This window comes from Nocardia sp. NPDC059154, assembly GCF_042755705.1.
Classification (GTDB): domain Bacteria; phylum Actinomycetota; class Actinomycetes; order Mycobacteriales; family Mycobacteriaceae; genus Nocardia.
Genome location: NZ_JBHZCS010000023.1, coordinates 69,878 through 91,781, shown reverse-complemented (window position 1 = coordinate 91,781; position 21,904 = coordinate 69,878). Strand labels below are relative to the sequence as shown.

General features: G+C 62.4%; 20 protein-coding genes and 2 pseudogenes. 17 read left to right on the top strand and 5 right to left on the bottom strand.

What is annotated here, in order from left to right:
* Positions 1-215 precede the first annotated feature (215 nt).
* The 12 genes and pseudogenes from ACFXN1_RS21090 to ACFXN1_RS21035 form a co-directional block, all read left to right on the top strand.
* Positions 216-623: an SCP2 sterol-binding domain-containing protein gene (locus tag ACFXN1_RS21090; protein WP_379442272.1), complete on the top strand. Its 408-nt coding sequence runs from the start codon at positions 216-218 to the stop codon at positions 621-623.
* Positions 624-1,285: 662 nt separating this feature from the next.
* On the top strand, positions 1,286-1,966 hold the full coding sequence (locus ACFXN1_RS21085) for an MlaE family ABC transporter permease (RefSeq protein WP_379446138.1): 681 nt from the start codon (positions 1,286-1,288) through the stop codon (positions 1,964-1,966).
* Positions 1,967-1,979: 13 nt separating this feature from the next.
* A complete protein-coding gene (locus ACFXN1_RS21080) occupies positions 1,980-2,867 on the top strand; it encodes an MlaE family ABC transporter permease (RefSeq protein ID WP_379446128.1) in 888 nt (295 codons plus the stop codon).
* The gene (locus ACFXN1_RS21075) at positions 2,864-4,030 is read left to right on the top strand and encodes an MCE family protein (RefSeq protein WP_379446129.1); all 1,167 of its coding nucleotides are present in this window, start codon (positions 2,864-2,866) and stop codon (positions 4,028-4,030) included. Before ACFXN1_RS21080 ends, ACFXN1_RS21075 begins: the two co-directional genes overlap by 4 nt.
* Positions 4,027-5,049, top strand: coding sequence for an MCE family protein (locus tag ACFXN1_RS21070; RefSeq protein ID WP_379446130.1), 1,023 nt, complete (start codon positions 4,027-4,029; stop codon positions 5,047-5,049). The genes ACFXN1_RS21075 and ACFXN1_RS21070 overlap by 4 nt, the downstream gene beginning before the upstream one ends.
* The gene (locus tag ACFXN1_RS21065) at positions 4,958-6,043 is read left to right on the top strand and encodes an MCE family protein (protein WP_379446132.1); all 1,086 of its coding nucleotides are present in this window, start codon (positions 4,958-4,960) and stop codon (positions 6,041-6,043) included. Before ACFXN1_RS21070 ends, ACFXN1_RS21065 begins: the two co-directional genes overlap by 92 nt.
* Entirely contained in the window at positions 6,043-7,248 is a 1,206-nt protein-coding gene (locus ACFXN1_RS21060; protein ID WP_379446133.1) for an MCE family protein, read from the top strand. The genes ACFXN1_RS21065 and ACFXN1_RS21060 overlap by 1 nt, the downstream gene beginning before the upstream one ends.
* A complete protein-coding gene (locus tag ACFXN1_RS21055; RefSeq protein ID WP_379446134.1) occupies positions 7,245-8,375 on the top strand; it encodes an MCE family protein in 1,131 nt (376 codons plus the stop codon). Before ACFXN1_RS21060 ends, ACFXN1_RS21055 begins: the two co-directional genes overlap by 4 nt.
* On the top strand, positions 8,372-9,829 hold the full coding sequence (locus tag ACFXN1_RS21050) for an MCE family protein (RefSeq protein WP_379446135.1): 1,458 nt from the start codon (positions 8,372-8,374) through the stop codon (positions 9,827-9,829). Before ACFXN1_RS21055 ends, ACFXN1_RS21050 begins: the two co-directional genes overlap by 4 nt.
* Entirely contained in the window at positions 9,805-10,368 is a 564-nt protein-coding gene (locus tag ACFXN1_RS21045; RefSeq protein WP_379446136.1) for a hypothetical protein, read from the top strand. The genes ACFXN1_RS21050 and ACFXN1_RS21045 overlap by 25 nt, the downstream gene beginning before the upstream one ends.
* Positions 10,365-11,006 carry a hypothetical protein gene (locus ACFXN1_RS21040; protein WP_379446137.1) on the top strand — a complete coding sequence of 214 codons (642 nt, stop codon included), beginning with the start codon at positions 10,365-10,367 and terminating at the stop codon, positions 11,004-11,006. Before ACFXN1_RS21045 ends, ACFXN1_RS21040 begins: the two co-directional genes overlap by 4 nt.
* Positions 11,007-11,157: 151 nt before the next feature.
* Positions 11,158-11,349, top strand: a pseudogene (locus tag ACFXN1_RS21035) (AAA family ATPase); the annotation flags it as partial.
* Positions 11,350-11,491: 142 nt separating this feature from the next.
* Here the strand turns inward: ACFXN1_RS21035 and ACFXN1_RS21030 are convergent.
* Entirely contained in the window at positions 11,492-11,686 is a 195-nt protein-coding gene (locus ACFXN1_RS21030; RefSeq protein ID WP_379438048.1) for a hypothetical protein, read from the bottom strand.
* A 290-nt stretch (positions 11,687-11,976) separates the two neighbouring features.
* Here ACFXN1_RS21030 and ACFXN1_RS21025 point away from each other — a divergent pair, with 290 nt between their 5' ends.
* Positions 11,977-13,359, top strand: coding sequence for a wax ester/triacylglycerol synthase family O-acyltransferase (locus ACFXN1_RS21025; RefSeq protein ID WP_379437957.1), 1,383 nt, complete (start codon positions 11,977-11,979; stop codon positions 13,357-13,359).
* Here ACFXN1_RS21025 and ACFXN1_RS21020 read toward each other — a convergent pair.
* Together ACFXN1_RS21020 and ACFXN1_RS21015 are read right to left on the bottom strand one after the other, a co-directional pair.
* The gene (locus tag ACFXN1_RS21020; RefSeq protein ID WP_379437958.1) at positions 13,353-13,904 is read right to left on the bottom strand and encodes a TetR/AcrR family transcriptional regulator; all 552 of its coding nucleotides are present in this window, start codon (positions 13,902-13,904) and stop codon (positions 13,353-13,355) included. The two genes, ACFXN1_RS21025 and ACFXN1_RS21020, sit on opposite strands and share 7 nt — an antisense overlap.
* 169 nt (positions 13,905-14,073) lie before the next feature.
* Positions 14,074-15,507 carry an aldehyde dehydrogenase family protein gene (locus ACFXN1_RS21015; RefSeq protein ID WP_379437960.1) on the bottom strand — a complete coding sequence of 478 codons (1,434 nt, stop codon included), beginning with the start codon at positions 15,505-15,507 and terminating at the stop codon, positions 14,074-14,076.
* A gap of 281 nt (positions 15,508-15,788) precedes the next feature.
* Here ACFXN1_RS21015 and ACFXN1_RS21010 point away from each other — a divergent pair, with 281 nt between their 5' ends.
* Complete coding sequence (locus tag ACFXN1_RS21010) at positions 15,789-16,550, top strand: 3-hydroxyacyl-CoA dehydrogenase (protein ID WP_379438039.1); 762 nt, start codon at positions 15,789-15,791, stop codon at positions 16,548-16,550.
* Positions 16,551-16,688: 138 nt separating this feature from the next.
* Positions 16,689-17,339, top strand: a pseudogene (locus ACFXN1_RS21005) (thiolase family protein); the annotation flags it as partial.
* Between the two features lie 317 nt (positions 17,340-17,656).
* Here ACFXN1_RS21005 and ACFXN1_RS21000 read toward each other — a convergent pair.
* Positions 17,657-18,016, bottom strand: coding sequence for a hypothetical protein (locus ACFXN1_RS21000; protein ID WP_379437961.1), 360 nt, complete (start codon positions 18,014-18,016; stop codon positions 17,657-17,659).
* Between the two features lie 576 nt (positions 18,017-18,592).
* The gene (locus ACFXN1_RS20995; protein ID WP_379463653.1) at positions 18,593-19,855 is read right to left on the bottom strand and encodes a cytochrome P450; all 1,263 of its coding nucleotides are present in this window, start codon (positions 19,853-19,855) and stop codon (positions 18,593-18,595) included.
* A gap of 126 nt (positions 19,856-19,981) precedes the next feature.
* On the opposite strand from ACFXN1_RS20995, the gene ACFXN1_RS20990 reads away from it, so the two are divergent.
* Entirely contained in the window at positions 19,982-20,950 is a 969-nt protein-coding gene (locus ACFXN1_RS20990) for a PDR/VanB family oxidoreductase (RefSeq protein ID WP_379437964.1), read from the top strand.
* A gap of 85 nt (positions 20,951-21,035) precedes the next feature.
* On the top strand, positions 21,036-21,863 hold the full coding sequence (locus ACFXN1_RS20985) for an SDR family oxidoreductase (RefSeq protein ID WP_379437965.1): 828 nt from the start codon (positions 21,036-21,038) through the stop codon (positions 21,861-21,863).
* Positions 21,864-21,904 lie beyond the last annotated feature (41 nt).

The following is a 21,904-nucleotide window of genomic DNA, read 5'->3' as shown; positions in this document are numbered from 1 at the left end:
GATCGCGGAATCGGCTATGCCACGCCCCGTTGTGTCGACGGCGCGTCGATCTCGCCGGGGAACCTGGATCGCCGCGGGCGTTGAGGGGTCGGCTGTGCGTGCCGGGCTCGCGACTCGCCCGCGGCTGGGGGTTCGTGGGCTCGGTGAGTGACAGTTGGTGGAACCAACGAACCTCGCCATGTCGGCGGGAAATATCAGATTGCCAGGGAGAAACCGTGACTGCATTCAAGACTGAAGACGACCTGTATCGGTATGTCGGCGGGATTTTCGAGGCCGCGTTCGCGGATCCAGACCTGGGCCCTAGGTTGACCAGTACTGGCCTAGTTCTCGGCGTCCGTTGCACGGAGCCGGATTGTGCCCTGGTGATCGACACCGTCAACAACAAGGTGTACGGATATGCTGCCGACGCGCCTCTGGATGCGGAAATGGCGATGACGGCGGAAACGGCCAATCGGTACTGGCAGGGAAAGGTTAGTCTGCCTGTCGCCCTCGCGAGGGGGCAGATCAAGATCGAGGGTTCGTTGGGACTGTTGCTGAAGCTGGCTCCGCTGTCGAGCCGGTTGTTCCCTCTCTACCTCGAGCGTCTTCGCGCCGACGGTCGTGAGGACTTGATCGTTTCCTGACCGAAACCAGCTCTGGGCCAAGGCAATACCTCGGCTCCGGTACATCGGCCGATGTGCCGGAGCCGAGGTATTTGCTGGGTACAGCAGCTCATTGGCAAACATGGTGTGGCGGGAAATATGTTCGCTTCGCATATCCGATTTCGGCTGCGGTCGATCATTTGCAGGAAGCCCACTGCTGCGCCCTGGGAGGGCTGCGGCATGGATTCTCATTGTTTGCTGAATCGACTCGTCATCGCAGCTGAGGCTCGAACATCCCTGGCTAGTGGGTCATTCGACCAATTTATGCGCGGCGCGACAGGTTTTCTGCGGCTCTGCACGGGGTGCGCGGATGGCCGGCCTCCGGACTTGAATGTGAGATGAGTTATGTTATGCTTCCGCGTGTGATGCAGGGCACATGGCCCTGGATGGACGTCTCTCGGATCAGAAGAGCCTGTGCGCTCGCATGTAGCTAATCGGCCGGGTATCGAGTGAAGCGGCTCGGGGCGTCCCAGGGTCGGCTCCCTTGTCGATCAATGGATTTCAGATGCGCGGAAGGTTCGATAATGGTGGACACCGCTGGCGGGGTTTCGTCGCAGGCGCGCCGGGGCAAGATCATGGAGGCGGCCACGGGCGCCTCACGCGTGCTGGGGGAGTTCTTCGCGACCGCGCTGGATACCCTGCGGATGCTGCCGCGTCGGCCGTTTCAGGTGCGTGAGTTCATTCATCAGACCTGGTTCATCGCGAGCGTCTCGATCGTGCCGACCTTGCTGATCGCCATCCCCTTCTGCGTGATGGTGATCTTTCAGCTCAATGTGCTGCTCAACGAAATCGGCGCCATCGACTTGTCCGGCGCCGGTGCCGGCATTGCCGTGATTCGTGAGATCGGTCCTGTTGCAACAGTTTTGGTAGTGGCGGGTGCTGGTGCGACAGCGATCTGCGCGGATCTGGGTGCTCGCACCATTCGAGAGGAGATCGATGCGATGCGTGTGCTGGGCATCGATCCGATACAGCGGCTGGTCGTCCCGCGCATTCTCGCCTCCACGACCGTTGCGTTGTTTCTCAACGGGCTGGTGACAGCTGTGGGTCTGACCGGCGGCTACCTGTACGCGGTCTATCTCCAGGGTGCGACGCCGGGGCAGTTCATCACGGCGATCCCCATTCTGACCGGGATACCGGATCTGCTCGTGAGCGAGCTCAAGGCCGGCGTCTTCGGTCTGTTGGCCGGTCTGGTCGCGTGTCACCTGGGTTTGCGTGCCAAGGGCGGGCCGAAAGGCGTCGGGGACGCGGTCAATCAGACGGTTGTCTTCAGCTTCGTCCTGCTGTTCCTGGCCAACTCCATCATCACCACGCTGTGGCTTCGTTGAAACGGATACGGAAATGAGCACGATCAGAAATCAGCCGGGAGTTCTCGAGCTGTTACAGCAGAAGTCGTGGGGACGTAGGGCTGCGAGAGCGGCAGTGCGTCCCGTCGATGCGATCGGCGAACTCGGCGATCAGCTGTCATTTCATCTGCACGGCATCGGCTGGATTCCCCGCACACTACGCCGTTATCGCGGTGAGGTCGTACGTATCATCGCCGAGGTAAGTCTCGGAAGCGGCGCGCTCGCGGTGATCGGCGGCACCGTTGTCATCGTCGGATTCCTCACCGCGGCAGCCGGTTACGAGGTCGGTCAGCAAGGCAGTAGCTCGCTCGGGCGGGTCGGTGTCGAGGCGATGTCCGGTTTCATCTCCGCATTCTTCAATACTCGCGAAGCTATTCCGGTGGTGGCGGGGGTCGCGTTGACGGCTACTGTCGGCGCGGGTTTCACCGCGCAACTGGGTGCCATGCGAGTCAGTGAGGAGATCGACGCGCTCGAAGTGATGTCGATTCCGGCCGTGCCCTATCTGGTGACGACCCGGATTCTGGCAGGCTTGACCGCCATCGTGCCTCTGTATGGCATCGCCTTGTTCATGGGATATGCATCGACCCAATTCGTCAGTGTGGTGCTCGCCGGGCAGTCACCGGGTACATACCAGCATTACTTCAATGTCTTTCTCGTGCCGAGCGATGTGCTGTGGTCACTGGTGAAGGTCATCGTGTTCTCGGTCGTGATCATGTCCGTGCACTGCTACTACGGCTACCACGCCTCGGGCGGTCCCGCCGGTGTCGGAGTCGCGGTGGGACGGGCGGTGCGGACCTCGCTGATCGCGATCATGATCGTCGATTTGATCATCGGCGTCGCCGTCTACGGCGGTATCCACTCGACGGTGCGGGTGTCCGGATGACGATCGAGGTTTCCCGTCGCCGCGCATTGCTGCTCGGCATCAGCGCTCTGATCGCGTTCGTCCTGGCATGGACAGGCGCAATCGCCTCCTGCAGTGGAGAATTCGTCTCGAGCACGCCCGTCTATCTGTACGCGGACCGGGCCGGCCTACTGCTGGTACCCGGGTCTGATGTCAAGGTGCACGGCGTTGTTGTCGGGCGGGTCCGTGCCGTCGAGTTCGACAACGATCGCGCAAAGCTGACTCTTGACATGAATCCTGGTCGGGCACAAGGGATTCCATCCAATGTGGGTGCCGAGATCGCACCCACCACCCTGTTCGGGCGGAAGTTCGTGACCCTCGTGTGGCCTGATCAGCCTGCCGCGAGCACCCTCAGGGCGGGATCGGTGATCGACGGCGCCAAGGTCCCAGTCGAGATCAACGATGTCTTCCAGGCATTGCTCACGGTCCTGAAAACCATTGAGCCGCAAAAACTGAACGCCACTCTGACCGCCCTCGGGACCGCACTGGACGGGCATGGTACCCGTTTCGGCGACCTGATGGTGACCACCGATCGCTATCTCTCGCAGTTCAACGATTCGATTCCTGTACTGCAGCGCGACATCCCACTGCTTGCCGACAACCTCGATACCTTCGCGGCCGCCACTCCTGACTTCATGGCAACTGTGCAGAATCTGACGACGACGAGTAACACCATCGTCGAGAAGCAGGCGAGCCTGAGCGCGTTCCTCCTGTCCTTCACCAAGTTCGGCGGAACCGGCGCCACATTCCTGGATGCGTCTTCGACGCCGTTCATCGGCGCCGTCCAGGCGCTGGATCCGGTTGTGCGAGTGTTCGCCGAGCAGTCGCCCTCCTTCCCATGCTTCCTGTCGGCCCTCAATCAGGATCGCCAGCTGCTCGAACGCGCATTCGGAGGCGGCCGGCCCGGACTGAATGTCTTGGGCACCACGTTGCTGGGCGACGCTCCCTACTCATATCCGAAGGATTTGCCCGTGAACGGTGCCGACAATTCACCCGGTTGCTACGGATACCCATACACGCAGAGCAGCCCGCCGGTTGGGCACGCCGACTTCAACGTTGGCACAACAGTTTACGGTCCGATCCGCGGACCGGAGGACCTGCTCGGCAACCCCTTCGCCGCCTTGATTTACGGACTGACACGATGACCGCCCCGCACGCTGGAATCAAACTGGTGATCTTTATTGCGATCACCTCCGTGATCTCGGCCATGCTGGTCATCGTCGTGGGCGACTTGCGCTTTGTTCCCACGTACACCTACCGCGCTTTGTTCACCTCGGCGTCGGGTATGAAGTCAGGTGACGATGTGAAGGTTGCCGGTGTGCCTGTAGGAAAGGTGAAATCGGTAGATTTCGCCTCGAACCATCTTGTTGAGGTGGAATTCACCGTCGACCGCGATGTCCAGATCCTCAATAGTTCTACGGCGGCCATCAGGTACAAGAACCTGATTGGTGACCGGTTCCTCGAGATGACCGTCAAGCGCGACGGTTCCGGTGCGCGGTCCGGAGGTGAGCCGATTCCGGTCACCCAAACCACACCTGCGCTCGATATCGACAGCCTCGTCAATGGGTTCAAGCCCCTGCTGCAAGGCCTGGATCCGGACCAGACGAACAAGCTCTCGGCCTCGCTGATCGCTGTGCTCAACGGTCAGGAGCAGAATATTGCTGCCCTGATCGAACAGATCGGTGACCTGGGCAATACGCTGGCCGACCGCGACCAGATCATCGGCGAAACGATCGATAATCTGGGTGCCGCACTCTCCGTGATTCATCAGCACGGCCAGCAGTTCGACGGACTGGTTGTCGGCCTGCAACAAGTTGTCACCGGACTGAACAACGATCGTGACACTCTCACACGGGGTTTGGAGCAGATCGATGCCGGCACAGCCGAGGTCGCGCAGGTTTTGCAGGACAATCGGCCGGCTGTGAGCGCCGATGTAGCACAGCTGCAGCAACTGGCAGGAAATCTCAACACCAACTCCGATACCTTGTCGCTGCTACTGGCGAAGTTGCCGAACACCTTCAGCCTGCTCGGGCGCATCACCGGTTACGGCAGCTTCGTGAACTTCTTCGTCTGTGGCCTCGCCATCCGCTATCCGGCGGTTGGAAACAGCGGCTATCAGGACACACCGATGTTCACCGCTCCCGCTGCAAGGTGCAAGGGATAGTGCTATGAAGACATTCTCCGAACGTAATCCCGTCCGTCTCGGGCTGATAGGAACCGGCGTCGTCGTCGCTCTGCTCGTCGGGGTGTTCAACTACGACAAGATTCCGGGCTGGCCGGGCCGGACGACGATCGTTGCCGAATTCGCCGATGCCAGCGGGTTGAACGCCGGTGACGCCGTGCAGATCTCAGGCATCAAGGTAGGCAAGGTCGACCGCATCGCACTCGGCGGTGATCATGTCGATGTCGCGCTGCAGTTCGACGCCCACGGGCAGCACCTCGGCACCAGGACAACCGCCGCGATCAAGGTGGAGACAGCGCTGGGGCGCCGGTACGTCGAGCTCCGCCCCGATGGTGACGGCAATATCGGCGGCCGAATTCGCGTGGACCACACCACCTCCGGCTATGACCTCACTCAATCCGTGAACCAGCTCACCAGCCGATTGGCCGACACCGACAAGAAACAACTCGCCGATGCCGTCGACGAGGTATCGAAGGTTCTCGACAACCTGCCGCCGAATTTGCGCTCCTCGCTCGATGGGGTGTCGCGGTTGTCGCAGACGATCGCCTCACGCGACAGTGCGGTGCGGGACCTGCTCGATCAGACCCAGTCGGTGACTGGCATTCTCGCTCAGCGCAATCGGAACCTCACCGCGCTGATGACGGACGGCGGCTCCCTTTTCGCTTCCCTCAACGATCGCGCGACGATGATCCGTTCGCTACTGGTCAACGTGCAAGCGGTCAGCGATCAACTGCATGGACTGGTCCGAGACAACAAACAAGCGTTCGCGCCGATGCTGGCCGAGCTCGACCGGATTCTCGGGCTGCTGAACACCAACTACGACAATATCAATGCCGCGATCTCAGGCTTGCGGCCGTTCGTGAGCCAGGTGGGCGAGGTCGTCGGCAGTGGACCGTTCTTCGGCGTCCTGCTGCACAATATTGCCCCCGCCAACCTCAATGGTCAGCAGCCTGGCAGTCCCGGAGGAGGAAAGTGATGGCTTCGCTGCGGACGGGCTGGTCCCGCGTCCCGGTGCCGGGACGGATCCTCGCCGTCCTTCTCGTAGCGGCGCTGATCGCCAGCGGCGTGACATTCTGGCTGAGCCGGGCCGGAACGGTGCGGGTGACCGCGTACTTCACCAGCTCGGTTGGTCTGTACGCAGGCGACCGCGTCGCACTGCGGGGGGTGCCGGTCGGTGAGATCGACGAAGTCAGCCCGGCGGGTGACCGTGTCCGTGTCTCCATGCATTTCGATGCGGCACATCCGGTGAGTGCCGACACCCAGGCCGTGATCGTGGCTCCCACGTTGGTATCCGGACGCTACGTCCAACTCACTCCGAGAAAGGGTTCCGAACCCGAACTCCGTAACGGCGCGGTGATTCCACTGGAGCGGACTGCTGTTCCCGTCGAGTACGACGAGATCAAGAAGCAGGTCACCGACTTGGCAACGCAGCTGGCCCCGAAGCCCGGTGACCCCACCGGAACCTTCGGCCGGTTCACCGACGCCACTGCCAAGGCTCTCGGAGGAAATGGCGCGACACTGAAAGACACGCTGGTAAACCTGTCGAAGGCGATGCAGACGCTTGCCGACGGTGGGCCGGACCTGTTCGCGACCGTGCGCAACCTGCAAACGGTGATTTCGGCTCTGGAAGCCAACGACGTTCAGGTACGCAATTTCGTCGGACAGCTCGCCGGCGTGTCGAACTTGTTGAACGACAACCGCACTGAGCTCGACGCGGCTCTGCAGTCGATGCAGGCGATGCTGCCCGAGCTGCGCAGTTTTGTGGCCGACAACCGCACCGCCCTGAATACCGATGTGTCCTCGCTGATCCGGATCACGTCTTTGCTGGTGAACCGTGAAGACGATATCGCCCAGATCCTGCACAACGTGCCAACCGCACTGGTCGACCTCTACAACATCTACGACCCGGCGTCGAGGTCGATGACCGGCAACCTGAATATCCCGGACTTCCCGGATCCCATGTCGCTGATCTGTGCCCTCCTCACCACCGTCGATGCTCCGCAGCAGGAATGCTCTCGGGCGAGTACGCAATTCGGCGATCTCTTCGGCGCCGCTGCGCGCGCTGCGATGGGCGGAAACGTGCCATCGGCGACCAATCCGTCGGTCGGTATCCCGGGCCTCCCCGGCCTGCCGCCCATCCCTGGACTGACCGATCTCCTCATCCCCGGAGCCGGACGATGAAATCTTCTCCATGGCTTCGAGCCGGCGTGATTCTGGCGTTGAGCGCACTGGTGACGGCTGGCTGCCGCTTCGACGGTCCCAACTCGATACCGTTGCCGGGCATCGCGATTCACCACGGTTCTTACACCGTGCGGGTTGAACTGCGTGACACACAGAACCTCGTTGCCAACTCGCTGGTGAAGGCCGACAACGTCACTGTCGGCACGATCACCTCGATCGCCGTCCACGACTACATCGCGGAGATCACGGTCGAGATCGACAAGAGCGTTCGCCTGCCCGCGAATGTCACCGCCCGGCTCGCGCAGACGAGCGTCCTCGGCGCTCAGTATTTGGAACTGACGTCGCCGAAGGATGGTGTGCCCGCCCGGCCGCTGAGGGCGGGTGATGTGATCCCGCTTTCCGCAACTTCGGAGTACCCCGCGACCGAGGATGTACTGGCTGCGTTGTCGCTGGTTCTCAATGGCAGTGGGCTGGAACAGATTCGGACCATCATGACGGAACTCAACGATGCGTTCGGCGGTCGTGAGGGCGCGATCAATCAGTCCTTCGCGCGGCTTGCCACCTTCGTGAACGGGCTCGACACTCAGCGCGACAATATCGTCCGGGCCATCGGCAGCTTGGATTCCTTCGCGAAAGAGCTTGCTGTGCAAAAGGACACCCTGGGCAAGGGGATCGAAGAGATCCAGCCGGCGCTCGCGGTGGTCGATGAACAGAAGACCCAGCTCACAACCATGCTCGACAGCGTCGGAAAGCTCGGTGCACAGGCGGAACGGGTGCTCACGAGCAGCCGCGACGACCTCACGGCCGATCTGCACAACTTGCAGCCGACCCTGACCCAGCTCGCGGCGGCCGGCTCGGACCTTGCGGGGTCGCTGCTGCTGGCCACCACGTTCCCGTTCCCGGTCACGGTGGCGGACAGGGCAATCAAGGGTGATTACGTCAACCTGTTCCTCACTCTTGATCTCAGTGTTCAGGGCATCCAGAACAAGATCATCAGCAGCATTCCGCTCAACCGGCTGGCGCCGATGTCCAACCGCGCGGTCAACCCACTCACAGCACCGACCGAGCCCGCGCCAGGCGATGTACCGGGTGCTGGTGCCGGAGACCCGAACGGAGGACAACGATGAAAACCCGTTTGGTCAAGGTTCAGCTGTCGGTTTTCGCGATTCTGGCAGTTGTCAGTCTTGTGTACGGTCTCATCCACTACATCGGCATCCAACGTCTCACCGGTATCGGAACCTATACGGTGACAGCGGATTTCGCAGACTCGGGCGGGCTCTACGAGAACGCGGTTGTCACCTACCGGGGTGTCGAGGTCGGGCGAGTGACCGGCATCGACCTGAGCGGTCAGACGGTCCGGGTCAGTCTGCAACTCCGCGACGGCCGCGACATTCCAGCCGGATCCGCGGCCGCAATCAAGAGCGTATCCGCGATCGGTGAGCAATACGTCGATCTGATTCCCGCCGACGATAGGAAGCCCTATCTCACCAACGGCAGCTCCATTCCGCTGTCGAAGACCAGCGTGCCGGTGCCGACCGGGCAGGTCCTCGACAAGACACAGGCTCTGTTGCAGAGCGTATCCACGCAGACGCTGCGAACGGCCATCGACGAGACTTTCCAGGCCGTCAATGGCACTGGGCCTGAGCTGGCATCTCTCATTCAATCGTCGGCCAAGCTCCTCGACCTCGCACAAGCAGATGTCGGCCCCACCGTTACGCTGCTCGACGACGCGGAACCCCTGCTTCGCACCGGAAACGCGGTGCGGACCGAAATACGCTCCGCAACGCACGATCTGGCGTCCTTTACTACGCAGTTGTCGATGAACGACGCGCAGGTGCGTGCGCTCCTGGATCAGGGGCCGTCCACCGCCGATATGGTGTCGGGGACCCTGGCCGATCTCAGTACCCCGATTCCTGTGTTGCTCGCGGATCTGCAGACCGGAGGGCAGGTGTTGAAGGTCAATGTTCCGGGGCTGCGTCAGATCCTCGTCGTGTACCCGGCTTTGGCGACTGCTGTGAACTACAGCATCGTCGGCGGTGGATTCCAGACCAACGGTGACACCATGGCGCCGCAGGCACCACTCGACGTGAAACTCGGCAACACCGACAACTCGCCACCATGCACGGAGGGCTATCAAGCCAATCAGCGTCGCGACCCCTCGGATACTGGGCCTGCGCCGGTAGCGGGGAACACCTACTGCAAGATCTCTCCGGACGACCCGAAAGTCATTCGTGGTGCCCGCAATCTCCCCTGTGCGACGGATCCCTCGGTTCGCACTGCCGAGGTGGCGAACTGTCCGCAGGGTCTGCCCTCGACATGGCCGGAAATGCTTGCGCATCCTGGCGATCCAACCCCCGCAGCGGTTCCGCCCCACGCGGAGCCCGTCGCGCCGCCGCCTGCTGACAACCTGCCACCGTCGGCACCACCGGTTTCTGCGCCCGCGGCTGTCGTCGCTCCGTACGCCGAGCAGGACGGAACCTTCAGAGGACCGGACGGTGTCGCCTACGTACTGGGACAACTTGTCCAGCCGGCCACCCATAGAGAGGAGTACCAGGGATGGCAAGCACTACTGATCAAATAGCCGCGGTGGAGTCCGAACAGGAGTCCGAGCGGACCGACTCCCCGATCAGTCCCGGGGCGAGGTGGCGAGCAGGGGCGATGATCGCCGCAGCGGTCACCGTCCTGGCCCTGGGCGCGGTGAACGTGAAGCTCGGTTTGGACGTTGATCACGACCATCATGACGACGACCGTCAGCATTCGGCTCTCGAATCGGCCCGCCGTATCGCAGTCCAGCTGGTCACGCTCAACCACGATTCGGCGAAGCAGAATCTCGACACCATCGCGGCGGATTCGACTGGATCGTTCCGGGACCAGTGGGACAAGATCTCTGCGAATTTCGTGAACGTTCTGCAGAACGGCAAGGTCGAATCCACCGGCACGGTCAAGGAAGCGGGCGTCGTTTCGATCGATGCCGACCACGCCACCGTGCTGACCGCGGTCACGTCCACGGTCAAGAACACCGAAGCTCCCGAGGGTCAGCAGCGGGTCTACCGCATGAAGATGACCCTCGACAATACCGACGGCCGTTGGCTCGTCTCGAACGTGGAGTTCGTCGCATGACCATCAGCACCACCGATCCCGCAGCCGACACCGAGGAGCCCAACGCGGACCACGATGTCGCGGACGCTGTCGACACCGCAACCGACGAGAAAACACCGACCCCGGCGAACCGAGGTGGTCCGCGCCGATGGTTTCTGCGACTTGCCTCCCTCGGTAAACGGGCTACCATCTTCAATGCCGTTGTGCTGGCATTACTCTTGTCTGCGGCGTTGCTGACGATGGTCCTGCTCGGCAACAGTATTTCGGAGCACAGGGCAACCGCCGCCTCGGCGCAGGCTGCTCGCGACGCTGCGCAATCGAGGCTTCCCGCAGTGTTGTCCTACGACTTCAACTCCATCGATACCGATTTTCCGAAGGTTACCGATAACCTCACCGGATCCTTCCGCGACGACTTCGCCAAACTCAGTTCGAGCGTCATCATCCCTGCGGCACACCGGGATTCGATTGTCACCAAGGCGAAGGTGGTCGAAAGCTCGGTGGTTTCGGCCACAACCGACAAAGTCGACCTGCTGCTGTTCGTGAACCAAGAAACCAACAGCGGTAAATATCAGGGGCCACGCCTGGATGGCAGTCGGGTCCGCGTGACCATGACACATACCGGCGGCCAATGGCTGATCTCGGAGATCACGCCAGTCTGAAATACCTCAACAGCACAACAGAATTCGGGTTCCGGCATCAGTTTGGTCACTTCGAGACCGAGTGGTGACGAGAGCTCATTGCGGGCCCATATGCCGTTTGCATCGAAGTAGCACGGCACGCCGGTCAGCCGCACTCAAAAGTGCGCACCATGGTATGCGCAAGCGTGCCGGCCTGGCCCGTGCGCTGGTGCTGGACCCGCAGATCATCCTGGTCGACGAGCCGGACTCGGGTCTGGATCCGGTTCGCACCACCTATCTTTCGCAGCTGTTGATCGATATCAACGCGCAGATCGACGCGACGATCCTGATCGTCACGCACAACATCAACCTGGCCCGTAGTGTGGAATCCTCTGCCCGGCACCGCCACCACCGCCCTCGCCAGACGATAGGTCGGCGGCATGATCGACATGTGAGCCGATGCGGTCGGTATCCGCACCCAACCGAATCAGGTTGGTGCCGAACCGCATTCGCGTCATCGAGTGTCGTCAGTTCTTTCCCGCAGCGGCCGAGATGGCATCCCGTAACGGAGCCGAGCCGCCCAACGGGCGAATCATGATGGTGAGTGTGGTGATCTGATCATCAGCGTCACATTCGAGCAGGTCGATCCGCTGGAGATCGCGGTCGCCGACCCTGATGCTCGAGAGCAGCGCGTAGACGCTGCTCGAGCAGTCGATGACCATGCCGATGGTAGCGAGAGAGCGAAGAGCCTGAGGTCGGGCCTCAGCGGCGCCATAACTGGTTCAAGCTCTCCAGCGATCAATGCGTCTCGGAAGCGGTGCGCTGTTGTGGTTCTCGGTCTCCGTCTCCTCGCAACTATCAGACTTGCCCGAATCGGGCGACTCGATCGCCGTAGGTGTGGATGTTCTCACTCGGCGTGAAAGATATGAGATGTAACGTAAACTCTCTTATGTATAGAGGGTGGCCCCGACCACTTCGTGGTTGGGGTGAAATACGTTGCAGGGGAGACGGTATGACAAGAGATCGTTTGAGTCCGATGGATGTGGCCTTCCTCGACGTGGAGGATTCGGCAAATCGTGCACATCTGTTCGCGCTCTTGGTATTCGACGGACCAGCGCTCGACTTCGATGAGTTCGCTCTGGCGATCGAGCGGCGCCTACCCGACATCCCTAGGTTTGGCCAGCGAATCGCGTTCGTGCCGGGAGCGCTGCACCGTCCAGAATGGGTCTACGCGACCAACTTTCGGCTGAGGGACCATGTCGGTGTCATCGAAGTACCGCAACCGGGGGACGCCGTAGCGCTGAACGAACTCGGGGACAAGCTGTCCTCGATCGCAATGGACATGACCAAGCCGCTGTGGCAGATGCACCTGGTGACCGGGCTGCCGGATGATAAGTTCGCCATTGCGATCAAGCTGCATCACAGCATGGTCGACGGCATCTCCATCATGGATGTTGTGAGCACTCTGTTCTCGTCGGACCCGGATGCGACGATGCCTGCGGCCCGTACTTGGAACGTGCAGGCCGCTCCAAGATCAATCGGACTGATCGGCCGGGGCCTCCTTGATGCTGTCGAAGACCTGGTTACGGCCTTGGTCTCCTCGGTGCGGCATCTCGGTCGCACCGTGCGGAACGCAGGCGGAGTCATCCGTATCGGGCGGCTGATCGGGCAGTCGCCGGCGAGTTCGCTCAACCGCGGCGAGTCGAGTGCATATCGCCACAACAGCTGGCTCTCGATCCCGTTGGACGAGTTCAAACAGGTCAAGTCGGCGTGCGACACAACGATCAACAACGTGATGTTGGCCGTTATCACAGGGGCGCTGCGACGGTTCACGGAGCGGAGGGGTGAACAGCCGACGCCGATGTTCGCATTCGTGCCGGTCTCGATTCGTGAAGCGAGTGAACGGGGAACGCTGGGCAATCGGATCGGACTTACCTTTCCCCGGCTCCCCATCGATGCGGACAGCGCGATCGGTCGGCTGGCATCGGTCGGTTCGGTGACCAACCGCAGCGAGCAATGGCGTCAGGCGAACGACACCGCGGCGCTGCTGGCGCTCGGCGGGTTGATCCCGCCGTTTCTCTCCAGGCACGTGAACCGCTATGTCCAACTTCGGTCGGGGCTGTTCAACTTGACGTGCACCAACGTTCCAGGGCCGGCCACGCCGATGTACTTCTGTGGTCGGCGCTTGCGGAGCCTGCTCGGTTCCGCCCCCCTCACCTCGACTCACGCGCTGACCATCGCCGCGTTGAGCTACAACGGCACCATGTTCGTTTCAGTCACGGCGGATCCTGCCCGAGTGCCCGACTCGGACGGGTTGATTCAGGACATGCGTGCCGAGCTCGACGAATTGCTGATCGTGGCGGGTCGGAAGGAAGGACGCGCCGCGAATCAGTGATCGGCGTTGTCGGCGCAGCTGTTGATGATCGCCTCGTAATCGTCGAACAAGCGTTGCAGCTCCCCGGTGTCCACCGGGGAGCGCCACGATTGGATCCCGATCAGCAAGCTCATTCCCATGATCGAGAGTGATTCGGCCCGTGCCTCGTCGTGGACCCTGCCTCGAACCGTGTTCCGCAGGGCTTCGAATCGTGCTTCGTCGACACGGCGCTGAAACTCAGCCACAACGGGATCCCCGTTGCTGCGAGCGCGGATCGCCGCTTCGGCGTCGTGCGGGATCTGAACGGTCAGCTCCTTCAGCAGGCGGATCCGTCCGCCGGGATCCACTGGCCTGGATGACAGTTCGACGATTCGCGCAGTGCGTTCCACCTCCCAGTGCGTCAACAAGGCGGGTACGAAACTCGCCCAGTTTCCGAAATAGTTGTAGAACGAACCGGTGGTGATGCCCAGATGTTTGCAGAGGGTCGACATCTTCAGCGCGCGGTGACCCTCGGTCGCGAGAATGTGCATCGCGGCCTCGAAGTAGTCCTCTCGTGTTACCGACATACGCAAAGGAACTCAGACCCCTCAATGGTGCTGTTCGCTGTCCGGCGTGGCTGGGTTGCGGTGTAAGCGTGGTCAACGTGGAAGGGTTGGTCCGCGACCGGGTATCCCGCAGTTCGGAACCCGGCCGCGCGGTAATGGAACACGTGCTGTGTCGGTCCGGAGAAGCCGATCAGAACACGCGTCGCAGCAACCACTCCTTGAACGAGGTATACGGGGGATAGAGAATATCCGGATCGGGGTGGAAAGGCTTGCGTACCACAGATTTACGGTGGCTGAATGTCTCGAATCCCCAGCGGCCGTGATACGTGCCCATTCCACTGTTCCCGACGCCACCGAAGGGCAACTGGTGCACCAGAACCTGGAACATGAGGTGATTGATCACTGTGCTGCCATTACTGATTTCGTTCAGAACGCGCTGCTGCGCAGTGCGATTCGAGCTGAACAGATAGACCGCCAGCGGCTTGGGGCCGCGCCGGACGTGAGTGATTGCAGCGTCGAGAGATTCGACGGTGATCACGGGGAGCAACGGGCCGAAGATCTCCTCGGTCATCAGCGGAGAGTCGATCGCTGGATCGACGATAACCGTCAACTCCGCGCGTGCGCCGCTCGTATCGACAGTCCCGCCGAACGCGATCTCGCCGCCGCAATCGCTCAGAAGCCTCTCGATGCGGGTTGCGTGGCGAGTGTTGACCAACGGCAGCAAGGTGTCCTGACCTGCACCGAATGTCGTGATCGCCGTGCGCAGTTCCGTCAGGAATCGCTCTCGCATCTTGGCGGTGACGAGAACGTAATCGGGGGCGACACAGGTCTGCCCGGAATTCATCGCCTTGGTCCACGCGATCCGGCGGGCAGCCACCCTGACGTCCGCATCCTCGGCCACGATCACTGGACTCTTGCCGCCCAGTTCCAGGGTGACGGGGGTGAGATGCTTTGCGGCACCTGCCATTACAGCCTTGGCGATCTCCGGACCACCGGTGAAGAACGCGTGGTCGAGGCCTTGGTCGAGCAGCTCCTGGGTCTCCATGGCACCGCCCTCGACCACGGCTATCGCATCGGCGTCCAGGTAGCGCGGCAGTAGTTCGGCAAGCAGGGTGGACACGGTCGGCGTGTGCTCCGATGGTTTCACGATGGCGCAGTTGCCCGCGGCGAGTGCGCCGACCAGTGGGGCGAGAGCGAGGAATACGGGATAGTTCCACGGCCCGATCACCAGCGTGACGCCGAGCGGCTCGTACTGGTACCAGGCGCTTCCCGGCATCACGCTCACCGGAACGCGTGTTCGCTGTTTACGCATCCATGACGTCAAATGCTTTCGGGCGTAGCGGGATTCGGCTGCCACGGGAGCCAGATCCGCCATCCACGCCTCGGTCTTCGGCCGGCCCAGGTCCTTGTCGAGCGCGGCGACCAGCTCGTCCTCGCGTTCGCTGAGCATGCGTTCCAGGGCGAGCAGCTGTTCTTTGCGCCACTTCGCAGGACGTGTCCGGCCCGAATCGAAGGTGGCGCGCAGGCGACTCACCACTGCGGGGATCGGCGTCGGCGGCGCATCGTCTACGACGGGGTTCGAAGTGGTCGCTCCTGGTGGGTGCTGCGTGGCTGACTGGGACATATCTGTCTCCTCCGCTGGAGCCGATTGGGAAGACCCGGTAGCGCCAGTGGGCTGCCGCGTCTTGTAAAGATAGTATGACTTATGTTATGTTTCTCTGCAATCGAAATAGCGACTCCCGAGCCCAATGGCGGGGTTGCTGCGGTTTGCCCTGCCGTCGTGAATCGTCCGACCGAAGGCTTGCGCCTGGTGAAGGAGTGACGGGGCTGGTGGCTGATCGTCGAGCGGTTGCGAGAGTCGCTGACGGCCGACTCTCCAGTGTTTCTGTCCAGGAGGAGATTCAGATGGAACTCAACAATGCGGTTGCTCTGGTGACCGGTGGCGCATCGGGACTCGGGCTCGCCACCGTTCGTGAGCTGCACTCACAAGGCGCGAAGGTCGTCATCGTCGACCTTCCGTCCTCCGACGGTGAGGCGATCGCAAAAGAACTGGGTGACGGGGTGGTGTTCGCCGCCGCTGACGTGACCAGTGAGTCCGACGTCGCTGAGGCCGTCGCGGCAGCAGATCAGTTGGGATCGCTCCGCATCGTGGTCAACTGCGCGGGTATCGGCACCTCGAGCAAGACCGTCAGCAAGAAGGGCGCATTCCCGCTGGCGGACTTCGCCAAGGTCGTCAACATCAACCTCATCGGCACCTTCAATGTGATTCGCCTTGCGGCCGAGCGTATTTCGGTGAACGAGCAGCTCGGTGAAGAACGCGGCGTGATCATCAATACCGCGTCGGTGGCCGCGTTCGACGGACAGATCGGGCAGGCCGCATACTCGGCGTCCAAGGGCGGCATCGTCGGTATGACCCTGCCGATCGCACGCGACCTGGCGGATCTGAAGATTCGTGTGGTCACCATTGCTCCGGGCCTGTTTCACACCCCGCTGTTCAATTCTCTGCCGGAGGAGGCGGTAGCGTCCCTGAGCAACCAGGTGCCGCACCCGTCCCGGCTCGGAGACCCGGCGGAGTACGCCGCGCTGGCGCGCCACATCGTCGAGAACCCGATGCTCAACGGCGAGACGATCCGTCTCGACGGCGCCATCCGCATGGCCCCCCGCTGAATGATGCGGCGGCGGTGCTGACCTGCCCTTGGTTTGTCGGCACCGTCGTCGTACCCCTCTATCGGTCGAATCTCGACCGGTACCGCCGCAGCCCCCTTGGAGACACACCAACTGCCGGGACTCGAACCTTTCGCGTTACACGCCCGGGCGTCCGCCACTCAGAATTCGGGCGGTTTCGGCGCCGAGATCTTGCCGATCTTGCACAACGGCGTGGCGCGAACCGTCGACGAGACTGTGCGTCCCGATACCACCGCAGACGGGTTGGCCCGGCTTGCCGTTTCGTTCCGGGACGAGGCGATCGCCGCACGCTTCCCGGAGATCGACTGGCGGATCACACCAGGTAACTCCTCTCCGCTGGCCGACGGGGCCTCAGCCGTCCTGATAATGAGCGAAGCGAAGGCGAATGAGCTTGGGCTGCAGCCCAAGGCACGTTTCCACACCTTCGCCGTGACCGGCAGTGATCCGCTACTGATGCTGACGGGTGTGATCCCGGCGACCGAGCGAGTGCTGGCACGTTCAGGGCTGTCGCTGGACCAGATCGACGCCTACGAGGTCAACGAGGCGTTCGCACCCGTACCGCTGGTATGGCAGCACGAATTCGGAGCCGACCCTGAGCGTCTGAACCCGCGTGGTGGCGCGATCGCGCTCGGCCACCCGCTGGGTGGGTCCGGTACGAGGCTGCTCACGACGCTCGTGAACCATCTGCAGGCCACCGGCGGCCGGTACGGCTTGCAGACAATGTGCGAGGGCAACGGTATGGCCAACGCAACCATCATCGAGCGGCTCTAGGGAACGAGAAGGGCTTGATAGCGCCATGCCCTGATGTAGAACCTCGCTGAAAGAACCCGCGCTACCGAGCCCGGTATCGCGTCTGCGCTCCCGCCGCGTAGGCAACCACCCGGCCCTCGCTGTAGGCGCGCCGCAGAGCACGCGTCACGACTTACCCCTTGGTGGCGCGTCGTGCCGCCATCGCGATTACCCGCGCGATGGCGGCACATCTGTTTGGTCGGCGAGATGCTCTGGGCACAGCACGGTGCGCTCCGCCAGCCGACTATCAGCAGATGCTGATAATCCGGGCCTTTCACCCTGGAGGCGCAGCGGGGAGATCAGCGGCCCACATACCAGTAGCGGGCGCCGTTGTTGAGTGCGCCCATGAGCTCGCGCCATTCGGTGACCGGGTGCGGTGCGCTGGCGATGATGATGCGGGGCCGGTGGAATCCCTCGACGACGACGGTTTCCAGTGAGTGCCAGGACTCTTGGTGCCCGCATCGTCCGCAGATGTTCGGATTGAACCCGTGCCCGCGTTCGCGGCGCTGCCCGAGCAGGGCCGCGGCCTCTGGATGGGCCGCCGCGGTCAGCACTCCGCGCGCGATGTCCACCGGGAGCTCCTGGTCGGCGGCGATGGCCTCGACCATGCCGCCTCGGCCCAGCGCTCGCGCTTCCACTGCCCACACCCAGTTCTGCATCGCACCACACCCCCGGCACAGGTGCGGATAACCCATCACGTCGATCAGCAGGGTTTCCTTCGCCGTGCCTGCGAGATTGCCACGGCCACAGGCAGTTGCGGAACCGAATCGTCCAGAGCTGGACCGCCGACCGGGGTGGTTGTATCGGTGTCGTCGGATAAGGTCACTTGTCCTCGCAGTACCCGTAGAACGAGCCTGGTGTTACATTGAGCGCTCGGCACATGGCGTGATCTCGAGTCGTTCGCCGCCCTCCGCAGCCAGGAGCGTTATCGCCGCTTCGAAGTAGTCGGTGCGGGTCGCCACGATGTACATGCCCTGGACTCCCTGTTCGTAGGTCCTCGGATCCCGTCGGAGACAAGCGAACTCATACGGCGGAACCCGCGGCGGGCGGCGGTGCTCCCGAGGCCGCGAGTGGGTGAGGCGGTAGCGCTGTAGGTCCTGGCGTCTGTGATGATCTGCGCGGAGAGACCATTGGTGGGTTCTAACCTGTCGTGCAGTTGGACGACGCCCTGGATCTGCTGACCCATCGCGGCCGGGACACCGATCAAGGCGCTCGGGTCATGGACCTGTGAGCGCTCACAGCGAACATGGCATCCGTTTGATGGCGTGCATGAAGTGACCGGTGACGTACTCCGGCTCGCCGAGCTGGAGGTCTGGCGCGCGGGTGATCAATTCCCGGAACAGTGCGCGCATCTGCATGCGTGCGACGTGGTTGCCGAGGCAGAAGTGCACGCCGCCGCCACCGAAAGCGACGTGGGGGTTCGGGTTGCGGGTGATGTCGAACCGCCAGGGGTCTTCGAAGACCCGCTCGTCGCGGTTGGCCGACGGATAGAACATGACGACCTTGTCTCCGGCCGCGATCTTCTGCCCGCCGATGATGGTTTCCTCCAATGCAGTCCTGCGAAAGGTCATCACGGCGGTACCCCAGCGCAGGAATTCCTCGACGGCGGTCGGGATGTAGCGATCGAAGTCGCTGACCAGCAGCGCCTTCTGTTCCGGGTGGTCCAAAAGGGCCTTCATGCCATGGCTGGTGGTGTTGCGGGTGGTGTCGTTGCCGGCGATCGCGAGCAGGGTGAAATACGACATGATGTCTTCGTCGGTGAGCTGATGTCCATCGACCTCGGCCGCCACCAGCGCGGTCATCAGGTCCTCGGCCGGCGCCGAGCGCCGAGCTTCGATCAGGTGCTGGGCGATGTCGTACAGCTCCATGAGGCCGCCCATAACGCATTCGAACGGATTCCGGTCGCCGATGTACTCAGGGTCGTTGTAGCCGACCATATCGTCGACCGCCTTGACCATCCGCGCTCGTTGGTTCTCGGGGACGCCGAGCATCTCGGAGATCGTCCACATCGGAAGTCGCATCGAGACTTGTTCGACGAAGTCGCGGGGGCCTTCCTCGAGGAACTCGTCGATGATCGCCGTGGCCTGTTTGGTGATCTGCTGCTGGATGACGCGGATTTGTCGCGGACTGAACGCTGACGAGACCAGCTTCCGAGTGATTGCATGCTGCGGCTCGTCCATCGTCAGGATGGACTGACTCGCCCTGAGCAGGTCGGCCGGCATGTTCTCGAACATGACGCCACCCATCTCGGGCGCGGAGGAGAAGATCGTGTTGGCCTTGCTGACGGCGACGACATCCGCGTGGCAAACCACCGCCCAGTAACCGGGATCGTCCGGATCCGGCATCAGCGAACCGTAAGCCGGAGGCTGCCAGGAGATTGGCCGCTCCCGGCGCAACACCGCGAACGACTTGTCGCGCTCCCGTGCGGACTGTGCCCAGAACGCCTCACTCGAGACCTCGATGTCGTCGTAGGTGCGCTTGCTGGTGTCTGTCGTCATGACGTGATCCTCCGTTCATATGTAACGTAGCTTATATTACATCTGAACAAGTGATCGGGAACAAGTCCTTGAAATTAATCATAACTCAGCTTATGTTTCACTGGATGGTCTGGATGGAGGAGAAACATGAACCCGCTGCCCGTTGCTCGAGTCCCTGCGGTCGAGGTCGAGCGGACGCTGACCGTGGAATCCAAACGACTCGTCTCGGACGGCGTCGTTGAACTGGTGCTGAGATCCTCCAGCCAGCTGCCGGCATGGGAGCCCGGAGCGCACATCGATCTGGTCTTGGCCGGTGATCTGATCCGGCAGTACTCGCTGTGTGGTGACGCGGACGACCGCTTCCGGTTCCGGGTTGCGATCCTGCGCGAGCCAGACGGAAGCGGCGGATCGGCCTATGCCCACGACACACTGGCCGAGGGCGACCGAGTCCGGGTGGGAGGTCCGCGCAATCACTTCCGTCTCGATCCAGCACCGCGGTACCAGTTCATCGCCGGCGGAATCGGAATCACGCCGATCAGGGCGATGATCCGTGCAGTTGCGGCCGTCGGCGCAGACTGGCAGCTGCTTTACGGTGGGCGCACGCGTTCATCGATGGCCTTCCTCGACGAGCTCGCGGTCTACGGCGACCGCGTTCGCGTGCAGCCGGAGGACACCGAAGGCAGGCTCGACCTGGCGTCGGTCCTGACGACTCCTGCCCCCGGCACGTTGGTGTATTGCTGCGGGCCGGAGCCGTTGCTGCGGGCCGTCGAGGACGGGTCTGTGCACTGGCCGAAGGACAGCCTGCATATCGAGCGGTTCGCTCCCAAGCAGACCGAGGGCCAGGGCGACGATACCGAGTTCGAAGTCGAATTCGCGCGGTCCAACGTGACGGCGATGGTCCCCAAGGGGGTATCGATTCTCGATGTGGCCACCGAGAACGGCGTGTTCGTTCTCCGCTCGTGCAGTGAAGGAATCTGCGGTACCTGCGAGACGGTGGCACTCGACGGCGAACCGGATCACCGGGATTCGGTGCTGACCGACGACGACCGTGCAGACGGATGCTTCATGCCATGTGTGTCGCGAAGTCGATCCGCCCGTCTGGTTCTTGACCTCTGACCACCTTCCAGCCGGCCGGTAATCCCACCGACCGGTGAACCCCTCGTCCGTAGCGGCCATCGCCGCCCGCAACCAAGGACAACTCATGAAAAACAAAAGTCTCCAGAATCGTCGAATCGCGATCACCGGAGGGGCGCGCGGAATCGGCCTCGCCACCGCGGCATTGCTGCATCGTCTGGGTGCGACCGTCATCATCGGGGATCTGGACGCAGCGTCGGCGATCGAGGCCGCAGCCGCGATCGGCCCCGACGTCCAGGCATACCCACTCGACGTTTCCGACCGCGAGTCATTCGCAGCATTCATCAAGCAGGCCACCGCATCCGGGCCCCTGGATGTACTCGTCAACAACGCCGGGATCATGCCCATCGGTGCGTTTCTCGAGCAGTCGGCCGATGTCCACCGGCGTGCCGTCGAGATCAATGTCCTGGGTTGCTTGTACGGCATGTACCTTGCGCTCCCGGCCATGGTTGGGAGCGGATCCGGCCATATCATCAACGTCGCATCCACCGCGGGAAAGACACCGGTGCCCGGTGGGCTCACGTACTGCGGTACGAAGGCGGCCGTGGTCGCGCTGACCGAGACGGCCAGGGTCGAATACAGCGGTAGCGGTGTGCGATTCACCTGCATCTTGCCGCATTTCACCAACACCGAGCTCATCGCCGGTACTACCGCCACGAAACTGATCCCCGTGGTCGAACCCGATGACGTCGCCGCCGCGATCGCCGATGCGATCGTCAAGCCGCGCGCGGACGTCTACGTGCCGGGGATCGTCGGCTTGGTCATCAGCGTCAATTCTCTGATCGGTCGGCGACTCCGCGACTTCCTCAGCCGACGTCTCGGGGCGTACGACACGTTCCTGAAATTTGACAAGAGCGCCCGCGCTTCGTACACCCGCCGAATCACGCAGTCATGAGCCGATGTAGTACGTACTGACCGGTGCCGTGCGCAGCGGTG